At 63.7% G+C, this 17,208-nt stretch carries 21 protein-coding genes and 1 pseudogene; 10 read left to right on the top strand and 12 right to left on the bottom strand.

Annotated features, from left to right (window positions below; translation table 11 throughout):
- Positions 1 to 55: 55 nt before the first annotated feature.
- On the bottom strand, positions 56 to 1,036 hold the full coding sequence (locus tag ASF63_RS06390) for a hypothetical protein (RefSeq protein ID WP_056510954.1): 981 nt from the start codon (positions 1,034 to 1,036) through the stop codon (positions 56 to 58).
- Between the two features lie 275 nt (positions 1,037 to 1,311).
- Here ASF63_RS06390 and gnd point away from each other — a divergent pair, with 275 nt between their 5' ends.
- From gnd to ASF63_RS06375, 4 genes are all read left to right on the top strand, one after another.
- Complete coding sequence (gene gnd, locus ASF63_RS06385; protein WP_056510951.1) at positions 1,312 to 2,373, top strand: phosphogluconate dehydrogenase (NAD(+)-dependent, decarboxylating); 1,062 nt, start codon at positions 1,312 to 1,314, stop codon at positions 2,371 to 2,373.
- A gap of 198 nt (positions 2,374 to 2,571) precedes the next feature.
- Positions 2,572 to 3,042 carry a GNAT family N-acetyltransferase gene (locus tag ASF63_RS06380; protein ID WP_056510950.1) on the top strand — a complete coding sequence of 157 codons (471 nt, stop codon included), beginning with the start codon at positions 2,572 to 2,574 and terminating at the stop codon, positions 3,040 to 3,042.
- Between the two features lie 47 nt (positions 3,043 to 3,089).
- Entirely contained in the window at positions 3,090 to 3,254 is a 165-nt protein-coding gene (locus ASF63_RS19005) for a hypothetical protein (RefSeq protein WP_157534255.1), read from the top strand.
- Positions 3,255 to 3,269: 15 nt separating this feature from the next.
- Entirely contained in the window at positions 3,270 to 3,788 is a 519-nt protein-coding gene (locus ASF63_RS06375) for a GNAT family N-acetyltransferase (protein ID WP_056510947.1), read from the top strand.
- Positions 3,789 to 3,802: 14 nt separating this feature from the next.
- Here the strand turns inward: ASF63_RS06375 and ASF63_RS06370 are convergent, their stop codons facing one another.
- A complete protein-coding gene (locus ASF63_RS06370; protein ID WP_056510943.1) occupies positions 3,803 to 4,195 on the bottom strand; it encodes a VOC family protein in 393 nt (130 codons plus the stop codon).
- Positions 4,196 to 4,280: 85 nt separating this feature from the next.
- Complete coding sequence (locus ASF63_RS06365) at positions 4,281 to 4,700, bottom strand: hypothetical protein (RefSeq protein WP_056510939.1); 420 nt, start codon at positions 4,698 to 4,700, stop codon at positions 4,281 to 4,283.
- Between the two features lie 120 nt (positions 4,701 to 4,820).
- Here ASF63_RS06365 and ASF63_RS06360 point away from each other — a divergent pair, with 120 nt between their 5' ends.
- A complete protein-coding gene (locus ASF63_RS06360) occupies positions 4,821 to 5,381 on the top strand; it encodes a dihydrofolate reductase family protein (protein ID WP_056510937.1) in 561 nt (186 codons plus the stop codon).
- On the opposite strand, the gene ASF63_RS06355 is transcribed toward ASF63_RS06360, so the two are convergent.
- Positions 5,359 to 5,871 carry a hypothetical protein gene (locus ASF63_RS06355; RefSeq protein WP_157534254.1) on the bottom strand — a complete coding sequence of 171 codons (513 nt, stop codon included), beginning with the start codon at positions 5,869 to 5,871 and terminating at the stop codon, positions 5,359 to 5,361. The two genes, ASF63_RS06360 and ASF63_RS06355, sit on opposite strands and share 23 nt — an antisense overlap.
- A gap of 138 nt (positions 5,872 to 6,009) precedes the next feature.
- Between ASF63_RS06355 and ASF63_RS06350 the strand changes: the two genes are divergently transcribed.
- Positions 6,010 to 6,579, top strand: a complete 570-nt coding sequence (locus ASF63_RS06350) for a TetR/AcrR family transcriptional regulator (RefSeq protein ID WP_235560716.1) — start codon at positions 6,010 to 6,012, stop codon at positions 6,577 to 6,579.
- Between the two features lie 75 nt (positions 6,580 to 6,654).
- Positions 6,655 to 7,065, top strand: coding sequence for a DUF1428 domain-containing protein (locus tag ASF63_RS06345; RefSeq protein ID WP_056510931.1), 411 nt, complete (start codon positions 6,655 to 6,657; stop codon positions 7,063 to 7,065).
- 10 nt (positions 7,066 to 7,075) lie between these two features.
- Here the strand turns inward: ASF63_RS06345 and ASF63_RS06340 are convergent, their stop codons facing one another.
- Together ASF63_RS06340 and ASF63_RS06335 are read right to left on the bottom strand one after the other, a co-directional pair.
- Entirely contained in the window at positions 7,076 to 7,456 is a 381-nt protein-coding gene (locus tag ASF63_RS06340) for a hypothetical protein (protein WP_056510928.1), read from the bottom strand.
- Between the two features lie 31 nt (positions 7,457 to 7,487).
- Positions 7,488 to 7,799, bottom strand: a complete 312-nt coding sequence (locus ASF63_RS06335) for a hypothetical protein (protein WP_056510924.1) — start codon at positions 7,797 to 7,799, stop codon at positions 7,488 to 7,490.
- A 107-nt stretch (positions 7,800 to 7,906) separates the two neighbouring features.
- Between ASF63_RS06335 and ASF63_RS06330 the strand changes: the two genes are divergently transcribed.
- On the top strand, positions 7,907 to 9,184 hold the full coding sequence (locus tag ASF63_RS06330; RefSeq protein WP_056510921.1) for a DNA cytosine methyltransferase: 1,278 nt from the start codon (positions 7,907 to 7,909) through the stop codon (positions 9,182 to 9,184).
- A gap of 47 nt (positions 9,185 to 9,231) precedes the next feature.
- Positions 9,232 to 10,101 carry an NgoMIV family type II restriction endonuclease gene (locus ASF63_RS06325; protein WP_056510918.1) on the top strand — a complete coding sequence of 290 codons (870 nt, stop codon included), beginning with the start codon at positions 9,232 to 9,234 and terminating at the stop codon, positions 10,099 to 10,101.
- Positions 10,102 to 10,193: 92 nt separating this feature from the next.
- Here the strand turns inward: ASF63_RS06325 and ASF63_RS06320 are convergent.
- The 3 genes and pseudogenes from ASF63_RS06320 to ASF63_RS06310 all read right to left on the bottom strand — a co-directional run.
- Positions 10,194 to 10,418: pseudogene (locus ASF63_RS06320) on the bottom strand (SDR family oxidoreductase); the annotation flags it as partial.
- Between the two features lie 55 nt (positions 10,419 to 10,473).
- Positions 10,474 to 11,193, bottom strand: a complete 720-nt coding sequence (locus ASF63_RS06315) for an HNH endonuclease (protein WP_056510913.1) — start codon at positions 11,191 to 11,193, stop codon at positions 10,474 to 10,476.
- 117 nt (positions 11,194 to 11,310) lie between these two features.
- Positions 11,311 to 12,312, bottom strand: a complete 1,002-nt coding sequence (locus ASF63_RS06310; RefSeq protein WP_056510911.1) for an SDR family NAD(P)-dependent oxidoreductase — start codon at positions 12,310 to 12,312, stop codon at positions 11,311 to 11,313.
- Positions 12,313 to 13,166: 854 nt separating this feature from the next.
- On the opposite strand from ASF63_RS06310, the gene ASF63_RS19000 reads away from it, so the two are divergent.
- A complete protein-coding gene (locus tag ASF63_RS19000; protein WP_235560714.1) occupies positions 13,167 to 13,904 on the top strand; it encodes an SLATT domain-containing protein in 738 nt (245 codons plus the stop codon).
- A gap of 38 nt (positions 13,905 to 13,942) precedes the next feature.
- On the opposite strand, the gene ASF63_RS19630 is transcribed toward ASF63_RS19000, so the two are convergent.
- Genes ASF63_RS19630 through ASF63_RS18770 form a run of 3 tightly spaced genes read right to left on the bottom strand, consistent with a single transcriptional unit; the run spans position 13,943 to position 17,087 of the window.
- Positions 13,943 to 14,164, bottom strand: coding sequence for a KTSC domain-containing protein (locus tag ASF63_RS19630; protein ID WP_082477882.1), 222 nt, complete (start codon positions 14,162 to 14,164; stop codon positions 13,943 to 13,945).
- Entirely contained in the window at positions 14,161 to 15,873 is a 1,713-nt protein-coding gene (locus ASF63_RS18775; protein ID WP_200933978.1) for an ATP-binding protein, read from the bottom strand. The genes ASF63_RS19630 and ASF63_RS18775 overlap by 4 nt, the downstream gene beginning before the upstream one ends.
- Before the next feature lie 59 nt (positions 15,874 to 15,932).
- Positions 15,933 to 17,087: an SIR2 family protein gene (locus ASF63_RS18770; RefSeq protein WP_200933977.1), complete on the bottom strand. Its 1,155-nt coding sequence runs from the start codon at positions 17,085 to 17,087 to the stop codon at positions 15,933 to 15,935.
- Positions 17,088 to 17,208: the final 121 nt, after the last annotated feature.

Below are 17,208 nucleotides of genomic sequence, written 5' to 3'. Positions count from 1 at the left end.
GAAGAAAGTCTTTCATCCGGCGGCGGCACCGGGCCCGTCGCGCCGTCGCCCCGTCTCACTTCCGGGTGAAGGTCACCACACCGGCGGCATCCCGGGTCACGGTGCCCTCGTACACGGCGGGAGTCGGGTACGAGTCGCCGTCGGCGCGGAGAGTGAATCCCTTCGAGTACTCCACCACCCCATCGGTGCCGCTGACGCCGTAGCCGGGTTCGCGCAGCCACTCCACGGTCGACGGATCGACCAGCGGTCTGTCGTACTCCACCACCGAGGCGGGGCACGACGGGCCGGCGAGACGTTCGGCGACGCAGGCGGCCATGAGCTCGTCGATCTGCGCGTCGACGGCATCGGTCACGTCTGCTTCGACGTAGGCGACCACAGACACGTTCGCGGTGCTCACGTTCACGCGGTCGGGAAGGTCGGCGTCGGAGGGCTGATCGTCCATCGGCCACGCGACGGTGAACTCGTTCGTGCCGTCGGGGTCGAGCTGGGTGATGCCGGTGGGGTCGTCATAGGTGAACTCGTAGAGCGCGGGCAGCAGGAACGCCAGCTCCGCATCGGCGCTCATGGGGTACTCCATCTCGCCGTTGAGCACGAGTCGCCCCGGGGAGCCGACGTTGATCACGGCGAGCCGTTCGTCGCTCCAGGAGATCAGGCGCTCGCCATCGGTGTTCTTGACCTTGAAGGTCGCCGTCATCGGCTGATCGGGATCATCGAGCACGTACTCGACGATCGCCGTGACGGTGTGCTCGTCGCTGCCCTTGACGTCGACGACTTTCGCGTCAGACGGCAGGGCAGCGGATGCCGCGTAGAAGTCCTCGTCGATGAACTCGGCGGGGAAGTCGATGCTCGTCATCGCCGCAGCATCGGTGGACTCGCCGTTCTCGAGGTGGGCGAAGAACTCGTCGAGCACGGCGACACTCGCCTCGGTCGGCCCGTTCCCGCTGGTGTCGGCGGACGCGGTGCAACTCGCGAGCGCTGCGGCGCCGAGGGCTGCGAGGGCGAATGCGGCGAAGGCGCGAAAGCGCGGTGAAGGCATCAGGTCTCCGGTCGTCAGGTCGCGCAGCTCCCCCGCGCGATCAACGGTCCCAGGGTATCGGGATGCCGGCGTATGCCGTCAGGTCGCTCGCGGGGTGCGTGCGCACCGCACCGCGATGCGTGGCGGGGCGACTTCGGCATCCGAAACCGACGTCGCGCATGCACGACTGACCCCGCACGAGAGCACACACCGCCGCCACACCATTGAGCACCCACCCCGACCGTGCCAGGATTGCCCCGACTCGGCTCACCGGGGGCGGGGACGAAGGGATTCTCATGCAGCTGGCGATGATCGGACTCGGCCGGATGGGTGCCAACATCGTGCGCCGCCTCATGCGGGCGGGGCACGAGTGCGTGGTCTACGACGTGAACGCGGATGCCGTGCAGGCGCTGGTCGCCGAGGGAGCCACAGGTGCCGACAGCATGGCCGACCTGGCGTCGAAGCTCGAGGCGCCGCGGGCCGTGTGGATGATGGTGCCCGCCTCGCTCACGGGCATGGTCGCCGATCAGGTCGCGGAGGTGCTCGACGAGGGCGACATCCTGATCGACGGCGGCAACTCGAACTACCGCGACGACGTGCGCCGGGCGAAGGCGTTCCGTGAGCGCGGTATCCACTACGTCGACGTCGGCACGAGCGGCGGCGTCTTCGGGCTCGACCGCGGATACTGCCTGATGGTCGGCGGACCGGATGAGGCCGTTCAGCGCATCGAGCCGGTGCTGCGCACGATCGCCCCGGGTGTCGGCGAGATCGAGCGCACGCCGGGCCGCACCGGAGACCTCACCCCCGAGGAGCAGGGCTACCTGCACTGCGGACCGTCGGGTGCGGGGCACTTCGTGAAGATGGTGCACAACGGCATCGAGTACGGCATCATGGCGTCGATCGCCGAGGGGCTGAACCTGCTGCACAACGCGGATGCCGGGGTGCGCGAGGCCGAGCACTCGGCGGAGATCGCTCCGCTGGAAGAGCCGGAGTTCTACCAGTTCCCGATCGACACGTCGAAGGTCGCCGAGCTGTGGCGCCGGGGGTCGGTGATCTCGTCGTGGCTGCTCGACCTGACCGCTGCCGCGCTCGCCGACAACCCGCAGCTCGACGGTCTGGCCGGCCGGGTCTCCGACTCGGGCGAGGGACGCTGGACGGTCAAGGCCGCCGTCGATGTCGGCGTGCCCGTGCCGGTGCTCGCGGCGTCGCTGTTCGAGCGCTTCGCCTCACGCGATGAAGACAAGTTCGCCAACCAGGTGCTGTCGGCGATGCGTCTGCAGTTCGGCGGACATCAGGAGTTGCCGGCCGGAGATGTGCTCGAGGCCGGATCGCGGAAGGCGGATTCCGACAGTGCCTGATCGCGTTCTCGCGGATCGTCGAGCGGGGCCGACGCAGGTTCACGTTCACAACTCCGGAAGAAGCGGGTGCGTCCGCCGACTCGGCCCCGGAATCCCGGGGGACCGATGCGTCGGCCCGCTCGTTCTTCCGGAGTTGTGAACAGGCAGAACTGCCGCCGTCCGCCCGAACCGAAGCCCTCGACCCCAGAAAGGCATCCGATGACCGCCGCCACACGTCGAGCCACCCCGCACGACGCCGCCCGTCTCGCCGAACTCCTGCACGCCTTCAACACGGAGTTCGACACCGAGACTCCGGGGGTCGAGGTGCTCGCCGAGCGGTTGCGCACGCTGCTGGGCGGAACCTCCACTTTCGCAGTGCTCGGCGGCGATCCTGCGGTCGGTCTCGCGCTCGTGACCCTGCGTCCGAACGTGTGGTCGGACGGACCGGTCGCGCTGCTCGACGAGATGTACGTCGAGCCCGCTCACCGCGGGGGTGGCGTCGGGGGCGCGATCCTCCGGCACATGGTCGAGATCTGCCGGGAACTCGGCGTCGCGGCGATCGAGATCAACGTCGATGAATCGGATGCCGCGGCGATGCGCTTCTACGAACGACACGGGTTCAGTGGCGTCGACCCCGATTCCGGAGAGCGGGCGTTCTACTTCTACAGGTCGCTCGAGGTCGGCGCCTAGCTGCCGGGGCTAGAGGTGCCGCGCACCCCGGTGGCTATCCTGACGCCATGGATCCTTTCCTCACCATCGTCCTCTTCTACGTCGCCGGGTTCCTGATCGGCATCCTGATCCTGTGGCTCGTGATCTACACGGCCGTGCGGTCGGCCTTGACGTCGCATCGTCAGGCGCTGGCGGAAGAGGGACGACCGGCGCAGCGCTACTCCGGGCGCTGACGAATGGTCTCTGTCATGACCCTCTCGGGGTCGGACGCGGCAGGGCTCGACCGCGAGATCCTCGAGGCCTGGGCTGAGGTCTTCGGCCCGGTGGAGGATGCCGATGACTGGCGAGTGTCCGTCTGGGATCGGCATCGGTCTCGCCCTGGCTTCCGTCTGGTCGTCGCCCGAGAGGACGACAGGTTGCAGGGGTTCGCGTGGGGATACACCGGCGAGCGCGGACAGTATTGGACTGACTTCATCGCACGCGAGATCGGCCCGGGCATCGACGAATGGATCGGTGGTCACTTCGAGTTCGTCGAGCTCGCGGTGATGCCCCATGCACGCCGCCGCGGAATCGGGCGACGATTGCACGATGCGCTTCTGGCCGATCTGCCGCACGAGCGGGCGCTGCTCTCGACGTCGGCTCACACGGAGGATCCGGGGGCGCGGCTCTACTCGTCACGAGGCTGGGTCACCCTCGCGACTTATGGGGCGAACCGGCAAGTCATGGGACGTCTGTCGGGTGGCGTTGAAGGAGTGGCTACGGGCTGACTTCAGGCGTTCCGTCACGCCGTCGGGCGCTCCCAGCCCACCCAGCCCACCCAGTCCGGCCGGTCCACGATGCAGAACCGGTTGCCCTCGGGGTCCTCCATGATCACGTAGTCGGCATGGTCCGGCAGGTTGTCCCAGTGCACCTCGCGAGCGCCGAGTTCGGTGAGGCGTCGCACCTCGGCATCCTGATCCTCGGCATAGATGTCGAGGTGGATTCGCGGCGGCAGCACCCGCTCGGAGTGGTGAGCGTCGAGGGCGATGCAGGGAGCGTCGGCATCGCGCGGCTTGAGCACGACCCAGTCATCGGATGCCGGGTCTCGCTCGACATAGTCGAGGGCCGCCTGCCAGAAGCGGGACTGCGCCGGGAGGTCGTTCACGCGGATCACGATCGACACGATCTTCAACATGCGGGTCAGGTTAGGGCGACTGACACGTGCTGAACAGGGGCTTGAACTGGATCACGGACGCAGTGGAGATCGCGGCGACGAGCAATCAGCCGTCGGTGCTCCCTGGCAAGCTGTCCACATACTTCTTCACCTCTTGAGCGATCGAATCGATGAGTTCGCTCATCTCGCTCGACGGCTGCTCTCGGTGTTCGACCTCGTTGAAGGAGTCCAGGAGGCGGAGGGTGAGGGCTTCCTTCGCACGTGGCCGGTCGATTCGTTCACTCAGCTCGAAGGCGAGGACGTCGAAGTCGCGCTCGCTGGATCGAGGCACTGTGGCACGCGCTCGTCCGAGCTGCGGGTCGTCGCCCGTCAGATGCAGATGCGCCCGCAATTCCGGATCGAACCCTGTGCCACCTACGTGAACGATCTCTCCCGTGGCGGAGTCGAGCCAGACGTACAGCCACGACCCACTGGGACGTACGTGACCGCCCCGAACGGAGATGACGCGAGGCTGGCTGGAGGGCATGCATTCACGATATTCGCCGTGGCCTCCTCGGCGACAGCACGGTTACCTCAGCGGCGGCCCGTCGGTACTCTGAGTCCCACCCCGTACCACCCACCGCCCGCATCGAAGGAGATCGGCGAGATGAGACCACTGCGCTACTCGATCAACGTCACGCTCGACGGGTGCGTGCATCACGAGGCGGGGGTCGCTCCCGATGAGGAGCTGATGCGCTTCTGGACCGCCGAGATGGAACGAGCGGATGCCGTTATCTACGGTCGAACGACCTACGAGATGATGGAGGGCGCGTGGCGTCGCCCCGCATCCGGAGTTTGGCCCGACTGGATGAGCGAGTGGGAGATCCCGTTCGCCGAGGCCATCGACCGCGTGCCGAAGCATGTCGTGTCGAGCACGCTCGAAGCCGTCGACTGGAACGCCGAGCTCATCCGAAGCGACCTGTCCGAGACGGTCCGCCAGCTGAAGCAGCAGCCGGGCGAGGGGCTGTCGGTCGGCGGCGTGACGCTGCCGCTGGCATTGACCGAGCTGGGGCTGATCGACGAGTACATCTTCGTCGTTCATCCACTCGTTGCCGGGCACGGGCCGCGGTTGCTCGACGGGCTGAACGGACCGCTCGAGCTCGTCGTCGTGGATCGTCGAGAGTTCGCCTCTGGAGCCGTGGCCGTCACATACCGTCCGCTGAGGTGACCGGAGCTGCGGGCGCCTGAGGGCTCCGCGATCTGCGGCCCATCCACAGTGCGGTGAAGCCCGCGTAGGCGCCGAATACCGCCGTGGAGCCGAGCACCAGGATCCACGGGCCCAGCCCGTTCGGGTAGAGCAAGCTCATATAGATCAGGAACAGGGCGCTGCCCAAGGCGCCACCGAGACCGGCTCCGACGCTGATCTTCTTGCGATCCGCTGGCGCGCCATCGGTGGTCGCCGAGACGCGCTTGCCGATGTACGCGCCGAAGGCTGAGGTCAGTCCGGATGCGGCGCCGGTGACGACAGTCGGCACCACGATGAGCAGGGCCAGCCAGTACCAATTGATCCAGTGTTGGTCGTTCGCGGGGCCGAGCGAGTCGGTGACGTAGGGCACGCCGTGGATGATCAGCATCGTCACGATGAAGAACACGAGTCCGAACACCGTGAGGGCGAGGGTCAACATGCCCATGCTCAACGGCCCTCGTGTCTCCCTCATCCCGCGACTCTATCCAAGCTGCGCAGCCACTCACGTCGTTGAGCGGAGCCCGCGGTTGTTCCCCCTCGGTCGTTGAGCAATGACCGCGAAGCGGCCCGAGACGAAACGCGCCACCCGCTGCCTCGGTAGCCTGAACTAATGCCCCGTCCCCGAAGTGAAGCCGCGCGCCAGTCCGTGCTCGAGGCCATGCGCGCTGCCGTCGTGGCCAGCACCTACGAAGCGGTGACCATCGAGGGGCTTGCCGAGACAGCGGGAGTCGCCAAGCAGACGATCTACCGGTGGTGGCCGTCGAAGGCGGCGATCCTCGGCGAGGCGCTGCTTGAGGGGGATCTGCCAGGGGCGGATCCCGCAGTCGCGATGAGCGGTGACATCCGGGCCGACCTGCACGCATGGTTCTCCGCGATGTCCGCCGGGCTGGCGAAGCCCGAGGGCGTCGCGCTCGCCCGAGCGCTGATCGCGGTGACCGCCACCGACCACGAACTCGGCCTGGCGCTCAACGAGCGTCTCGCGGCGCCGATCCGCTCGTGGGTCGCCGAACGGATCGCGCGCGGACAGTCGGCCGGCGAGATCCGGGCCGACGTGGATGCTGACGCCATCGCCGACCAGCTCATCGCCATGGCCTCGTACGCCGCGCTGATCGGTCAGCCCTTGAGCGCAGAGCGCGTCGAAGAGGCGGTGACGCGGCTGCTGCGGGGGATCGCTCAGTAGGGCACGTCTGGTCGGGTGAGACCGACGGTGGATACCCTTGCGACGGACACTCACCGCTGAGGACTGGAGCAGGCAATGGTCATCGTTGACATCACGGTCGTTCCGGTGTCGACGGAACGCAAGGCCGCATATCTGGACTTCTCGAAGCGGATGGCGGAGGTCTACCGCGATCACGGTGCGATCAGCGTCGTGGACTACTGGCAGTCGAGTGATGCGGCCGACCAGGGTGACTTCCACGCAGACGGGGCGTCGTACGAATCGGGCGAGCTCAAGAGCATCGCTGAGCTCGCAGGAACGAACGCCGAGGAATCCGTCGTGGTCACGGTGACGACCTGGCCGTCGCGCGAGGCGCGTGACCGCGGAACCGCTGCCGTCACGAGTGATCCCCGCGTTCTCGAGACGCTCGATGAAGACCCCGTCTTCGATGGAGGCCGCGTGATCGGCGACAGCTTCGAGATCGCGATGAGCGTTCAGCAGGAAGAGTGAGGGGCTCCGGTCACGGGGTGCAATAGGCGAGCATCGCGTCGGTCGCCGTGCGCATCTCTGTCGTCGCCGCGTCCAGGCCCGTGATGTCACCCGCGATGGCCTTCTCGCCCTCGGCGGCGAACGCGTCGATGCTCGTCGTCCACGAGTCGCGGAGCGTGACGAAATCCTCGGGTCCGTCGACTCCGCGGATGTTCTCCGCGACGTTTCTGACCTCGTCGAGAGCCGCCTGCGCTGCTTCGGGAGTCGGCGAGGTCACGCTGCCGATCACACCGGTCACCTGCGCGGCCTGAGCGGCCACCTGGCCGCAGGCCGCGGTGGTCGACGCCTGCGAGCATCCGGACAGCAGGAGGATGCCGACGGCGAGCGTCGCGAGCGCGGGGAGCTTCTTCATAGGGCCAGGGTAGGCGGGGCAGATGTGAGGTCTACGTCGAGGCCCGGGCGGGGCCGACAAAGGTCACGGGCTTGCCGGCTGCGCGCGCACAGTCGATCTCCCGCGTCGTGGACTCGCCGAAGCGCTCGCCGCGGTTTACCACCACGACACGATCGGCCACATCGATCTTGCGCAGGTGCAGCTCGTCGAGCGCGGCCTTCTGATCGGCGGTGATCGCGAAGTCGATCTCGCCGGGCATCAGGACGATGACGCCAGCGAGCGTCAGGCTTCGGCTCACCGCTCGCATCTCTTCGGCGAACCGCATTGAGCCGCAGATGCAGACGGTTTCAGGACGGTCGGGCACGAGTTCAGTCTTTCACTGGCTAGCGAGTTTGGACTTGCAGTACTCAAGTGTGAGAGAGGAGGTGTTGCGGCGGGCCCGATGTCCGGGGTCGAAAGTACGATGACAGTGTGCATGTTGAGAATGAGCAGAACCCGCCCGCGTTCACTGTCGCGGAGATCTGCGCTGGAGCGGGTGGGCAGTCTCTAGGACTGCACAAGGCAGGTTTTCGGCACGTCGTTGCTGTCGAGTTGGACGAGACAGCAGCCGAAACGCTTAGGCAGAACCTTGGTGCGCCCGTTGTCGTCGGAGATGTGGCGGATCCGAAGGTGTGGGAGCCGGCCAATTACGCCGATGTGACCCTGCTCGCTGGTGGCGTTCCATGCCCTCCGTTCTCCGCAGCCGGGAAGCAGCTCGGAACCTCAGACGAGCGAGACCTCTTCGCATGGGCGATCGAGCAGATTCCGGTGATCCGTCCTCGGGCGGTGATGCTCGAAAACGTTCGTGGCTTGTCAGCTCCGCGTTTTGCTGCGTATCGGCAGCGTGTTCTTGATCGTCTCGAAGACTTCGGTTTTGTCGGGGAGTGGAAACTGCTCAATGCTTCCGACTTCGGGGTACCTCAGTTGCGGCCAAGGTTCGTCCTGATTGCCATGGCTGCAGAAGACATGAAGTACTTCCGTTGGCCCGAGCCGGACGGCCGCGCGCGCACTACGGTCGGCGACGCACTGTTTCCGCTCATGGCCTCAGCGGGGTGGCCTCACGCCGAAGAGTGGCGTCGACTCGCTAACGACATCGGCCCGACGCTCGTCGGAGGCAGCAAGAAGCATGGAGGTGCTGACCTCGGTCCGACCCGCGCGAAAGCGGGCTGGGCGAAGCTCAGCGTCGATGGCCGCGGCGTTGCCGACGCTGCACCTGGCCCTGACGCTCTACCGCCTAGCCAGGTTATGCCGAGGCTCACGATCGAGATGACGGCGCGCGTTCAGGGCTGGCGCGAAGAAGACAACTATTCGTTCTCGGGTCGGAAGACCTCGCAGTACCGCCAGATCGGCAACGCATTCCCCCCACCGGTCGCTCAAGCGATCGGTGAGAGTATCCGCGCGGCTCTGCTTCGAGAGGGCGCACCTCGCACCGACATTGCCGACCAGACGGACCTTCACGATCCTGTCTACAGGGCACTGTCTCGAAGCGAGCAGCCACTCAGCCTCGACGAGCTCGTCGCCGCATACAACGACGGCAGCGTGGCGGCGGTGCAGCAGCGGCTTGCTGCCTTGCAGCGTGATTTCGAGCTCGTGATCGTTGAAGATCAGGGAGTGGATCGCTACCAGCTGGGTGAGTTCCGAGGGTTCACCGGGCAAGCCGACCACTGGCGTCACGGCGTGATCGCTCGGGAGCGCAACAAGATCAGCTGAACCGGCTCACTGAGCTTGGCTTTCGAAGGAACGCAACGGGGGAACATGTGAATCAACGAGCGCTGCTATCGCAAGCTAGGGCCGACTTTCATCAGGAGTTGGTGCTCAACCGAACTCTCGTAGTAGATGAAAAGGGCGTTGCGTCCAATGCCGATTCAGGCCAGCGGTTCTCCCGCGAAGCCGCACTGAGAATTGCGCAAAGCCTTGGGGCGGGAATGGGCGGAGTGAAGCTCGACGGCCAACGCGCAGGTAGCCAGTTCGAAACGGCGGTCCGCAACTTCGTGGCGCGAGCGATGCCGCATCTCGGAGGGCTCAGGCCCGGCAACTGGGCGGTGGAGAACGTTGGCGGGTCGAGAAGCGGGTATCAGCTCGCTCAGTTCGAGCCGTACCGTCACCTCGACGAACTGGCCCGGCAGATCAAGGCGAGTCCGATTCTCGCAAGCGTGCTTGGCAACTCCTACGACGTTTCCCCTGACGTGATCGTCGTTCGTCTTCCAGTACCGGACTCAGCGATCAACGCTGATCGCATCATCGTCGATGACGAGCATGGACGTTACTCGCCCATCCGTCAGGCCAACCAGAGCCACGCAATCGTCCACGCGGTGATCTCGTGCAAGTGGACGCTTCGCTCCGACCGTGCCCAGAATGCGCGAACCGAGGCACTTGGCCTAATTCGCAACAGAAAGGGCCGCGCCCCTCACATCGTTGTCGTGACAGGAGAGCCGTCTCCCTCGAGGCTCGCTTCACTTGCCTTGGGGACGGGTGATCTCGACACGGTCTACCACTTCGCGTTGCCGGAGCTCGTAGAGGCGACCAAGTTAAGCGACAACGATGAAGCGCAGCAGACGCTTCAAACTCTCATCACCGGCAAGCGTCTCCGAGACATCGCCGACCTTCCCCTTGACCTGACGATCTAGCGCGTCAGGAGGCTGGCGCTCGACGGACCTGTCGTGCGTAGAGTGAAACGCCCCTGCCGTTCGGATCGGCAGGGGCGTAGTCATCGAGGTGCTTACTGCACCGACCATCCACCATCGGATGCCAGCACGGCACCGTTGATGTTCACGGCGTCGTCCGACAACAGGAAGGTGATCGACGCGGCGAGGTGCTCGGCGGTCGCGACCGTCGGGATCGCCTGCTGGAACGGGGCCAGGCGGCCGGAGCCGTACTCCGACATGTTCGGGGGCATCGGGATGCCGGTGGCGACGCCGCCCGGTGCGACGGAGTTCACGCGGATGTGCTCCTACCGCACACCTCCCAGCGGGTGTCCCATCGGGGCCGTGGCCTCGTTGTTAGGCGCCGCGAGCTTCCCGAATCATCGCTCCTAACTCGTCCGGAGTGATCCAGTTTCCACGGTGGCACATCCTGTGGCAGTTGGCGCAAAGGAGAACGAGCTCCTTTAACGAAGAGTGGGTACTCCCGGAGGCATGGAGTGGGGTTCGATGGTGCACCTCGATGTAGCGATCCCCCCGCGACCCGTAGAAGGCGCTGAAGTCAAACTGGCAGATCTCGCATTCCAGTGAGCCCCTCGACTTGAGGGCGTCGCTTATTTTCGCCTCGCGCAGTCTTGAGCTGCGCTCGCGCCTGCGGCCCAAGTACTCAACTACCCCGCCCTCATCGAAGGAGAGGTTATCGACATCGGTCGACCAATCTTGCGGTAGCGCCAGGTTCTCAAGAAGAAGGCGTCGCACCTCTGCTGCAGCCGCCTGCATACCGTTGACATCGCGTCGGAATGCGGCAAGAACGCCGGCGTCTCGCAACGCGCCTCGAGTCGCCTTGCCCTGGTATGAGGGGTCGGAAGTAGCGAGATCGAATGTCTTTCGCTGAATCGACCAGGGCGAACGAAAGTCATCCGGCAGCACCTTGCCAGGGTGGAGTGTGCCCTGTCGAAGCAACTGAGACAGCTCTTCCGCTGCAGGGTTGTTCGCGCGTACAGCAGACCAATGGTTGCGGCTTACGAGGTCAGCGGCGAGGAGCAGTTCGTCGTGCAGCCAGCCGATTCTCTGCGCCATGATCTTTGCGGCCTCCTGATCCCGATCAGAATCCCAGTATTACGCACACAGAGGACGCGTTGAACACGAAGAACGCCCCTGCCGTTCGGGTCGGCAGGGGCGTGGTCATCGAGGCGCTTACTGCACCGACCATCCCCCGTCAGATGCCAGCACAGCACCGTTGATGTTCACGGCGTCGTCCGACAACAGGAACGTGATCGACGCGGCGAGGTGCTCGGCGGTCGCGACCGTCGGGATCGACTGCTGGAACGGAGCCAGGCGACCGGAGCCGTACTCCGACATGTTCGGGGGCATCGGGATGCCGGTGGCGACGCCGCCCGGAGCGACGGAATTCACGCGGATGCCCTTCGGCCCGTACATGAATGCCGCGGACTTCGTGACGCCGATGATGCCGTGCTTGCTGGCCGTGTAGGCATTGCCTGACGAGTTGCCGCGCAGGCCCGCTTCGCTCGAGACGTTGAGGATCGAGCCGCGGCCGGCCTTCTCCATGATCGGCAGCACCGCGCGCATGAGCTTGAACGGGGCCGTGAGGTTGATGGCGATGACGCGGTCCCAGACCGCATCCGTCGTCTCGCCTGCGGGCGAGAAATCGTCGTTGATGCCGGCGACGTTCGCGAGGGCATCGATGCGGTCGCCCGCGGCGGCGATGACGGCGTCGATCGCGTCCTGCTTGGTGAGGTCTCCGGCGACGGTGGTGATGTCGGCATCCGGCAGCTCGGCCTTCAGGGCGTCGAGCTTGTCGGCGGCGATGTCGGAGGCGATCACGCGTCCGCCTTCGCGGGCGATGCGGGATGCGGTGGCCTTGCCGATTCCGGATGCTGCGCCCGTGACGATCACGGTCTTGCCGGCGAAACGTCCGGTGGTGGGCTTCTCGGTCCAGCCCTCGGACTCGTCAGCCTCGGGGATATCGCCGCCGTTGGCAGCGCGCACGAGGTCGTCGACGACCGACTGCGGGAGGGCGCCCTGGCTCATCGCGACGAGCTGCTGCAGCGGCAGCCCGAGCACGGGGGTGAGGAGCTCGGGGTCAGCGCCCGTCTGCTCGAAGAGTGCGCGGATGAGTGGCCCGCCGGTCGGGTCGTTCATCCAGTCGCCGATGGTGGAGTGTGCGGTGAGGGCCATGGTGGAGCTCCTTGAGGCTTGGGTTTCGCAACGGTGCGTCTATTTATGGGAGAGTTTACGCGCGTGTTCAGATGTTGGCTGCACCTAGCGGTCGGTCGATGCGTCGGCTTCATCTTGACGGTGTGTGCCACCCGGCCGGTACGTGGGTCGTTCTCCGCCAGGACTGGGAATTCCTAGGTCTGTAGACGTCGACGCGCGAAGGAAACTCGTCGCTGAATGTCAGACATCGTGAACTTCCCGTCGAATGCCAGCGCGAGACGCTAAGACCGTCGCTGGCGGCGCATCGACCCCGCGAGTCGAGGCTCGGGGACACGTCCCGACCGGTAGCTGCAGCGCGCAGCCGACATGACGTATCTGCCGATTGAGCGGCATCTATTTGGCGACTCAGAGATTGGGGCAGAAAAAGCCCCAGGACCCACACTTTCTTGTCAGGGCGCTTCTCGCGAGCAGGAGAACCGCGCCGCGCACGAGATGCCGACGTAGCGCATGGTCTCCGGGCGAGCAGAGCGCGGCAATCTTCCCGCATCAGAATCGAAGTGAGACCTCGGCTCGGCTGGACATCGAGGCCGCGGCGGTGCTTGAGTGACGAGCAGCGGGAGGAGTTTCTGGCTAAGATCGCGACTGAAAGATCGGACTCCTTAAGCAGCAAGTGAGGTACGGAGTTGTCAACACTCGCGCAGGCGAAGGACCAGGGCCCGCCTGATCAACGAACAGGCTGGCTCCGCGTCGCCTGTCTAGTGACGCTTGCGCTTATCGGGGTCCCGATAACTCGAGCGATAGAATCAGCATCATATGGCTCGAGCGAAGACATGGCACGAGACCTTTGGGCGACGACTTCTTGGTTGACTTTAGGCTTGTGGTTTGCAGCAACAATACTCACGATGCGTTCAGCATATGTTGCTAAAGAGCGCCTACTGCGGCGGCGCTCACTGGTCGCTTGTGCAACGCTGCTTGGCGGGAGCATTCTCTTCATTGTGCTCGATTCGATTCCAGCAGTACCGCTCGCAGGCAGCATCCTTTCTGTCGTCGTAATAGCCTTGAGTGCCTGGACGCTGGCGACCGGCCTTGCTGTTGAGGGCGGCGAAGAACAGGAATCCGGCACCAGTGGTGTGAGATCGCCGGAACCACCGGCAGCGGATCTGTCGCGCGCGGAGGTGCTAGACCATTACTTGGAGGGCTGGGAGGCGGAGTACGCGAGAGCGAGACGGGTGGTGAAGAGGCGCGCTTCGCTCGTGACGATATGGACAACTTCCCTTAGCGGGCTTGTCGCCGTTTTCGGAGCCGTAAGCGCGGCACTTGCGACGGACCTGTGGGTCGAGGTTATTTCTGTGATGACTACCGCGGCGTCAGCAACGGCAGCCGTGCTACTTGCCTGGAACGCTCATTTCCATCACGCCGAACTCTGGGTACAGCGCTCGGGAGTGCTTAGCCAACTTCAAGCACTGCGCCTTGACGTCGAGCTCTCGAAGCGTAGCGCTAGCGGAGAGGAAGGCGATGGTGAAACAAAAACCACAGCCTTCGCCTCAGCCCTAAAGGAAATTCTTAAGAAAGACGCTGAAGACTGGGCCAATATCAAGCGCGCGGGTTCATGAACCCAGCGAAATCAGATCTCTGGTTGCCTAGGCTTTAGCTATCCGTGTCTGCCATGGCTTTTGTAGTTGAGTACCTCATGGATGAAGGCTCCACGTGACTGTCCGTCTCTGCTGAACGCTTCCCATATGTCTGGCGGACAACCCTCGTAGCGCCACTCGACCCCGGACGGAAATCGAACGTAAATTGTCTCGGTCTCCGGGTCGTAGGCTTCAGCTACAATACGGGAGGATGAAACATCTCTCCACAGGAGTTCGATCATTCTTTCCTCTTCTCTTCATTGTAAATGCCGCGCCAGCGTTCGAGGGCGAGCTCAACATCAGGGAAGCTGTTCTCCGAACGCCAAGATGAGATATCAGGATCCTCGGCGCGGGGCCAAGGGGCTGGTGTATTCAGTATCACCCGTGCGGGGAAAGACGACGCTTCGCCGCTAACGATGGCTTCACCTACTCGCAATGAAGACAGAGCGTCTGTGGTGCTTCTCATTTCGTCAGGTAGCGCTTGCCGAATTCGTCCCTGGTCGGTGCTGTTTGACAGACGGAGGGCGATCAGGGTGCCGCATTGAGAGAGCGTGGTATCGGGTAGTTCGGATGGTCGTTGAGTGACCAACATCAGCCCGATTCCATATTTCCGTCCTTCGCGAGCAATCCTGTTAACAGCATCCTTTGCTGCCTCGAGAGAATCATTCCCGAGATATCGATGCGCCTCTTCGATTACAACCAGGACTGGTCGTGACCTACCAACGCTATCCTCGCTTGGGCGAGACCGCGTCGCTGTCTCGAAAAGCAGCTTCAGGACAACGCTGATCGCGAGTTCGGCAACATGATTTGCCACACCACTGAAGTCGAGGACGGACACTGGACTGCTTCCCCCGACCCATGCGCGAATCGCTTCGGCGAGCGTGTCCTGCTTGGTCTCTGCCCCGGTGCTCCTCATGAAGCCCAGTCTCGGGTCGAGAAGTCCCAAACGAAGTGCAGCCGGAACTGAGCCGTGTGTACCGTAGGTGGTTGCCTGATGGGGCGGCGTCGAGCCCGGGCCGTTCGGTTCGTATTCCGTTGGTGTGAGCGTCGAGGAGTCGCCGACAGAGATCACGCATGCGGTACGGGGGTCGCCCTTGTCAGTTCGAGTTTCCCGATTCTCACTGTCTAGTCGCAGCCAGGCTCGATTGAGATCGAATGGCACCGGAGTATCCGCAGTCACGGCAGCTCGCGGTAGATCTAGCCAATCACACTGTGCAAGGAACTCCCTACGCTCGTCCTCAACAATGTTGGCGAATGACTTTTGAGTCGTCGCACTGGCTGTTACGCCGGAGAATACCCTGAGTATCTCCGTGGCAGGCAGGGCCCAGAACGGAACCGGCAGAGCCTCCTGGTCGCGCCCGAGGACGGATCGCACGGACATGCCCTCATCGAGGGTATTCCGATACTCTCCATGACTATCAATAACGATGACGTTCGCTCCGGGCCAGTCCGCGTTAGAGAATCGTTGTAGCAACGCCGCGACGACGCTTGTCTTTCCTGACCCAGTTGATCCAACTACTGCGCTGTGTCTCAGGACGAGCTTGCCAACGTCAAGCGTGACCGGGACTGACTTCGCGGTTGATAGGTGGCCAATCTCGATCCGCAACTCACCTGACCGGGGAAATAGTGCCGATATGTCGTCGGTGCTTGACAAGTGCACCTGATCGCCAAGGGCTGGGTAGTTTGCGATACCACGCGTGAACTGTCTTGTACCTCGGTCAACCTCGCCGATTACTTGGAGACGCAACCACCGTCGTCCCGCAGCGACAAACGGAATTGGCATGCGGTCTGAAGGTGACAGCTCCGAGAGACCTACTGATTCCACCATAGCAACCAAATCGACCATTCCTTGAGGAATGAGTACAAGCGACCCAACCTGGCCAATTGTTCGGATCTCTCCTTCGTGCACCGGTGAGATGCCGGCAAGCTCAGGATCTAACTCGGCGGTCACCTGAGCGCCCAAAACTTCCTGGACCTGCCCAATTCGGGTTGAAGAAATGTGACGCACCCTTAGGCCCCCCCATCCGCTGCGCCGGCTTCACGGTTGGGTGCCGCCGCGACCTCTGTCTGGTCTGGAGAGCTCGCGCCGCTTGCTCGAGCAAGGAAAGATGCAAGTGAGGCGAAATCTCCAAGCTTCAACTTTTGATCGGCCCAAACGTCACTAGGGAGTTGCGTATCCTCCGGTTCCTGCCACCGCCCGCGCACACCCCCAATCACCGCCTCCGTTGAACCGATCAGTTGGAGATTCGGTGTTCGCCTTGCGAAATCTACCAGTTCAACTGGAAGCTCTCCGTGGCTGAAGGCGATAACCTCGGAGCGTTGGCGGCGACTTGCGGCGTCAAATAGGTACTCGTTAAGATGCTCATCACCCCATGAGTATCCAGCAACAAGCGCGAGGGTTTCATTTTCGTACAAAGCGCGACGAAAGCGATCCTGAAGGACAACAAAAGGCATCCGTCGCGATTCGTGGTACTTCGCATCGGATGGGTAAATAGCAGCAGACCGCCCCGCTCTGACGGTGGAGCCGAGTCGTACTACTCCCGTGGCGCTCGCTTCCCAGTTCAGAGAGCCATGCATCTTCCATACGCGTGCAAAGAACGCGGGAATATAATTTTCGTCTGTCTCGCGTGCTTCGATGAGATCACTTCGGAAACGTGCTCGTTGCATTCCGATAAATCCGTCAAAGTATGGCGCACCGATCTTATCAAGGGCAGTTTCGATCATCAGATCGTAGTTCACGGTAAAGACTTCGACGGGGCGTGAATAATTTGCTCTGGCGATCCATGCGGCAAAATCGTCTGCGGCGCGGGTGTTTGCTGGGATAGCACTCAAGGCAGAGACTATAGCCGAGCAGATCGCCGCATCTAGTCGGTCTGCTTGCGTGCCCGAAACGCCCTGGATCTCGTCATCTCCCTCGACGAGCGCGGCGATTCGTCGCAATCGCGTTAGCGTGCCTTCCAGACCGTGGTCTCCGACCATTGCCTCAAACGTGGCCCTGTCTGGTTCTCTTAATGTCGTCGACACGGCGCTGCTCAGCCCGTTCATATCCGGGAGGCCCGCCGGTCGCGAGGATCCAGCACCGAGAAAAACGCAAATGTGGCGCATGCGAGTTGCCAGTCGGGCGGAGAGCCCCGCGATAAAGGAGCTAGCTGAATGATCGGTCACGCTCTCACGCTATCTCCTGTCGCACTCTTTTGCGCCGTTTCGGTTCGGGCCGCGATGAGATTCGGTCTGGTGGCGCAGATGGGATCGCTAGGGCGGATCTGCCGACGGGGCAGGATTCGTC

Source organism: Microbacterium sp. Leaf320 (assembly GCF_001423485.1).
GTDB lineage: Bacteria > Actinomycetota > Actinomycetes > Actinomycetales > Microbacteriaceae > Microbacterium.
This window is presented reverse-complemented; position numbering and strand designations above follow the sequence as displayed.

Bases quoted from the DNA above. Each gene is read 5' to 3' on its own strand.
- ASF63_RS06390 (WP_056510954.1), bottom strand. From the start codon at position 1,036: ATGCCTTCACCGCGCTTTCGCGCCTTCGCCGCATTCGCCCTCGCAGCC.
- gnd (WP_056510951.1), top strand. From the start codon at position 1,312: ATGCAGCTGGCGATGATCGGACTCGGCCGGATGGGTGCCAACATCGTG.
- ASF63_RS06380 (WP_056510950.1), top strand. From the start codon at position 2,572: ATGACCGCCGCCACACGTCGAGCCACCCCGCACGACGCCGCCCGTCTC.
- ASF63_RS19005 (WP_157534255.1), top strand. From the start codon at position 3,090: ATGGATCCTTTCCTCACCATCGTCCTCTTCTACGTCGCCGGGTTCCTG.
- ASF63_RS06375 (WP_056510947.1), top strand. From the start codon at position 3,270: ATGACCCTCTCGGGGTCGGACGCGGCAGGGCTCGACCGCGAGATCCTC.
- ASF63_RS06370 (WP_056510943.1), bottom strand. From the start codon at position 4,195: ATGTTGAAGATCGTGTCGATCGTGATCCGCGTGAACGACCTCCCGGCG.
- ASF63_RS06365 (WP_056510939.1), bottom strand. From the start codon at position 4,700: ATGCCCTCCAGCCAGCCTCGCGTCATCTCCGTTCGGGGCGGTCACGTA.
- ASF63_RS06360 (WP_056510937.1), top strand. From the start codon at position 4,821: ATGAGACCACTGCGCTACTCGATCAACGTCACGCTCGACGGGTGCGTG.
- ASF63_RS06355 (WP_157534254.1), bottom strand. From the start codon at position 5,871: ATGAGGGAGACACGAGGGCCGTTGAGCATGGGCATGTTGACCCTCGCC.
- ASF63_RS06350 (WP_235560716.1), top strand. From the start codon at position 6,010: ATGCCCCGTCCCCGAAGTGAAGCCGCGCGCCAGTCCGTGCTCGAGGCC.
- ASF63_RS06345 (WP_056510931.1), top strand. From the start codon at position 6,655: ATGGTCATCGTTGACATCACGGTCGTTCCGGTGTCGACGGAACGCAAG.
- ASF63_RS06340 (WP_056510928.1), bottom strand. From the start codon at position 7,456: ATGAAGAAGCTCCCCGCGCTCGCGACGCTCGCCGTCGGCATCCTCCTG.
- ASF63_RS06315 (WP_056510913.1), bottom strand. From the start codon at position 11,193: ATGGCGCAGAGAATCGGCTGGCTGCACGACGAACTGCTCCTCGCCGCT.
- ASF63_RS06310 (WP_056510911.1), bottom strand. From the start codon at position 12,312: ATGGCCCTCACCGCACACTCCACCATCGGCGACTGGATGAACGACCCG.
- ASF63_RS19630 (WP_082477882.1), bottom strand. From the start codon at position 14,164: ATGATCGAACTCCTGTGGAGAGATGTTTCATCCTCCCGTATTGTAGCT.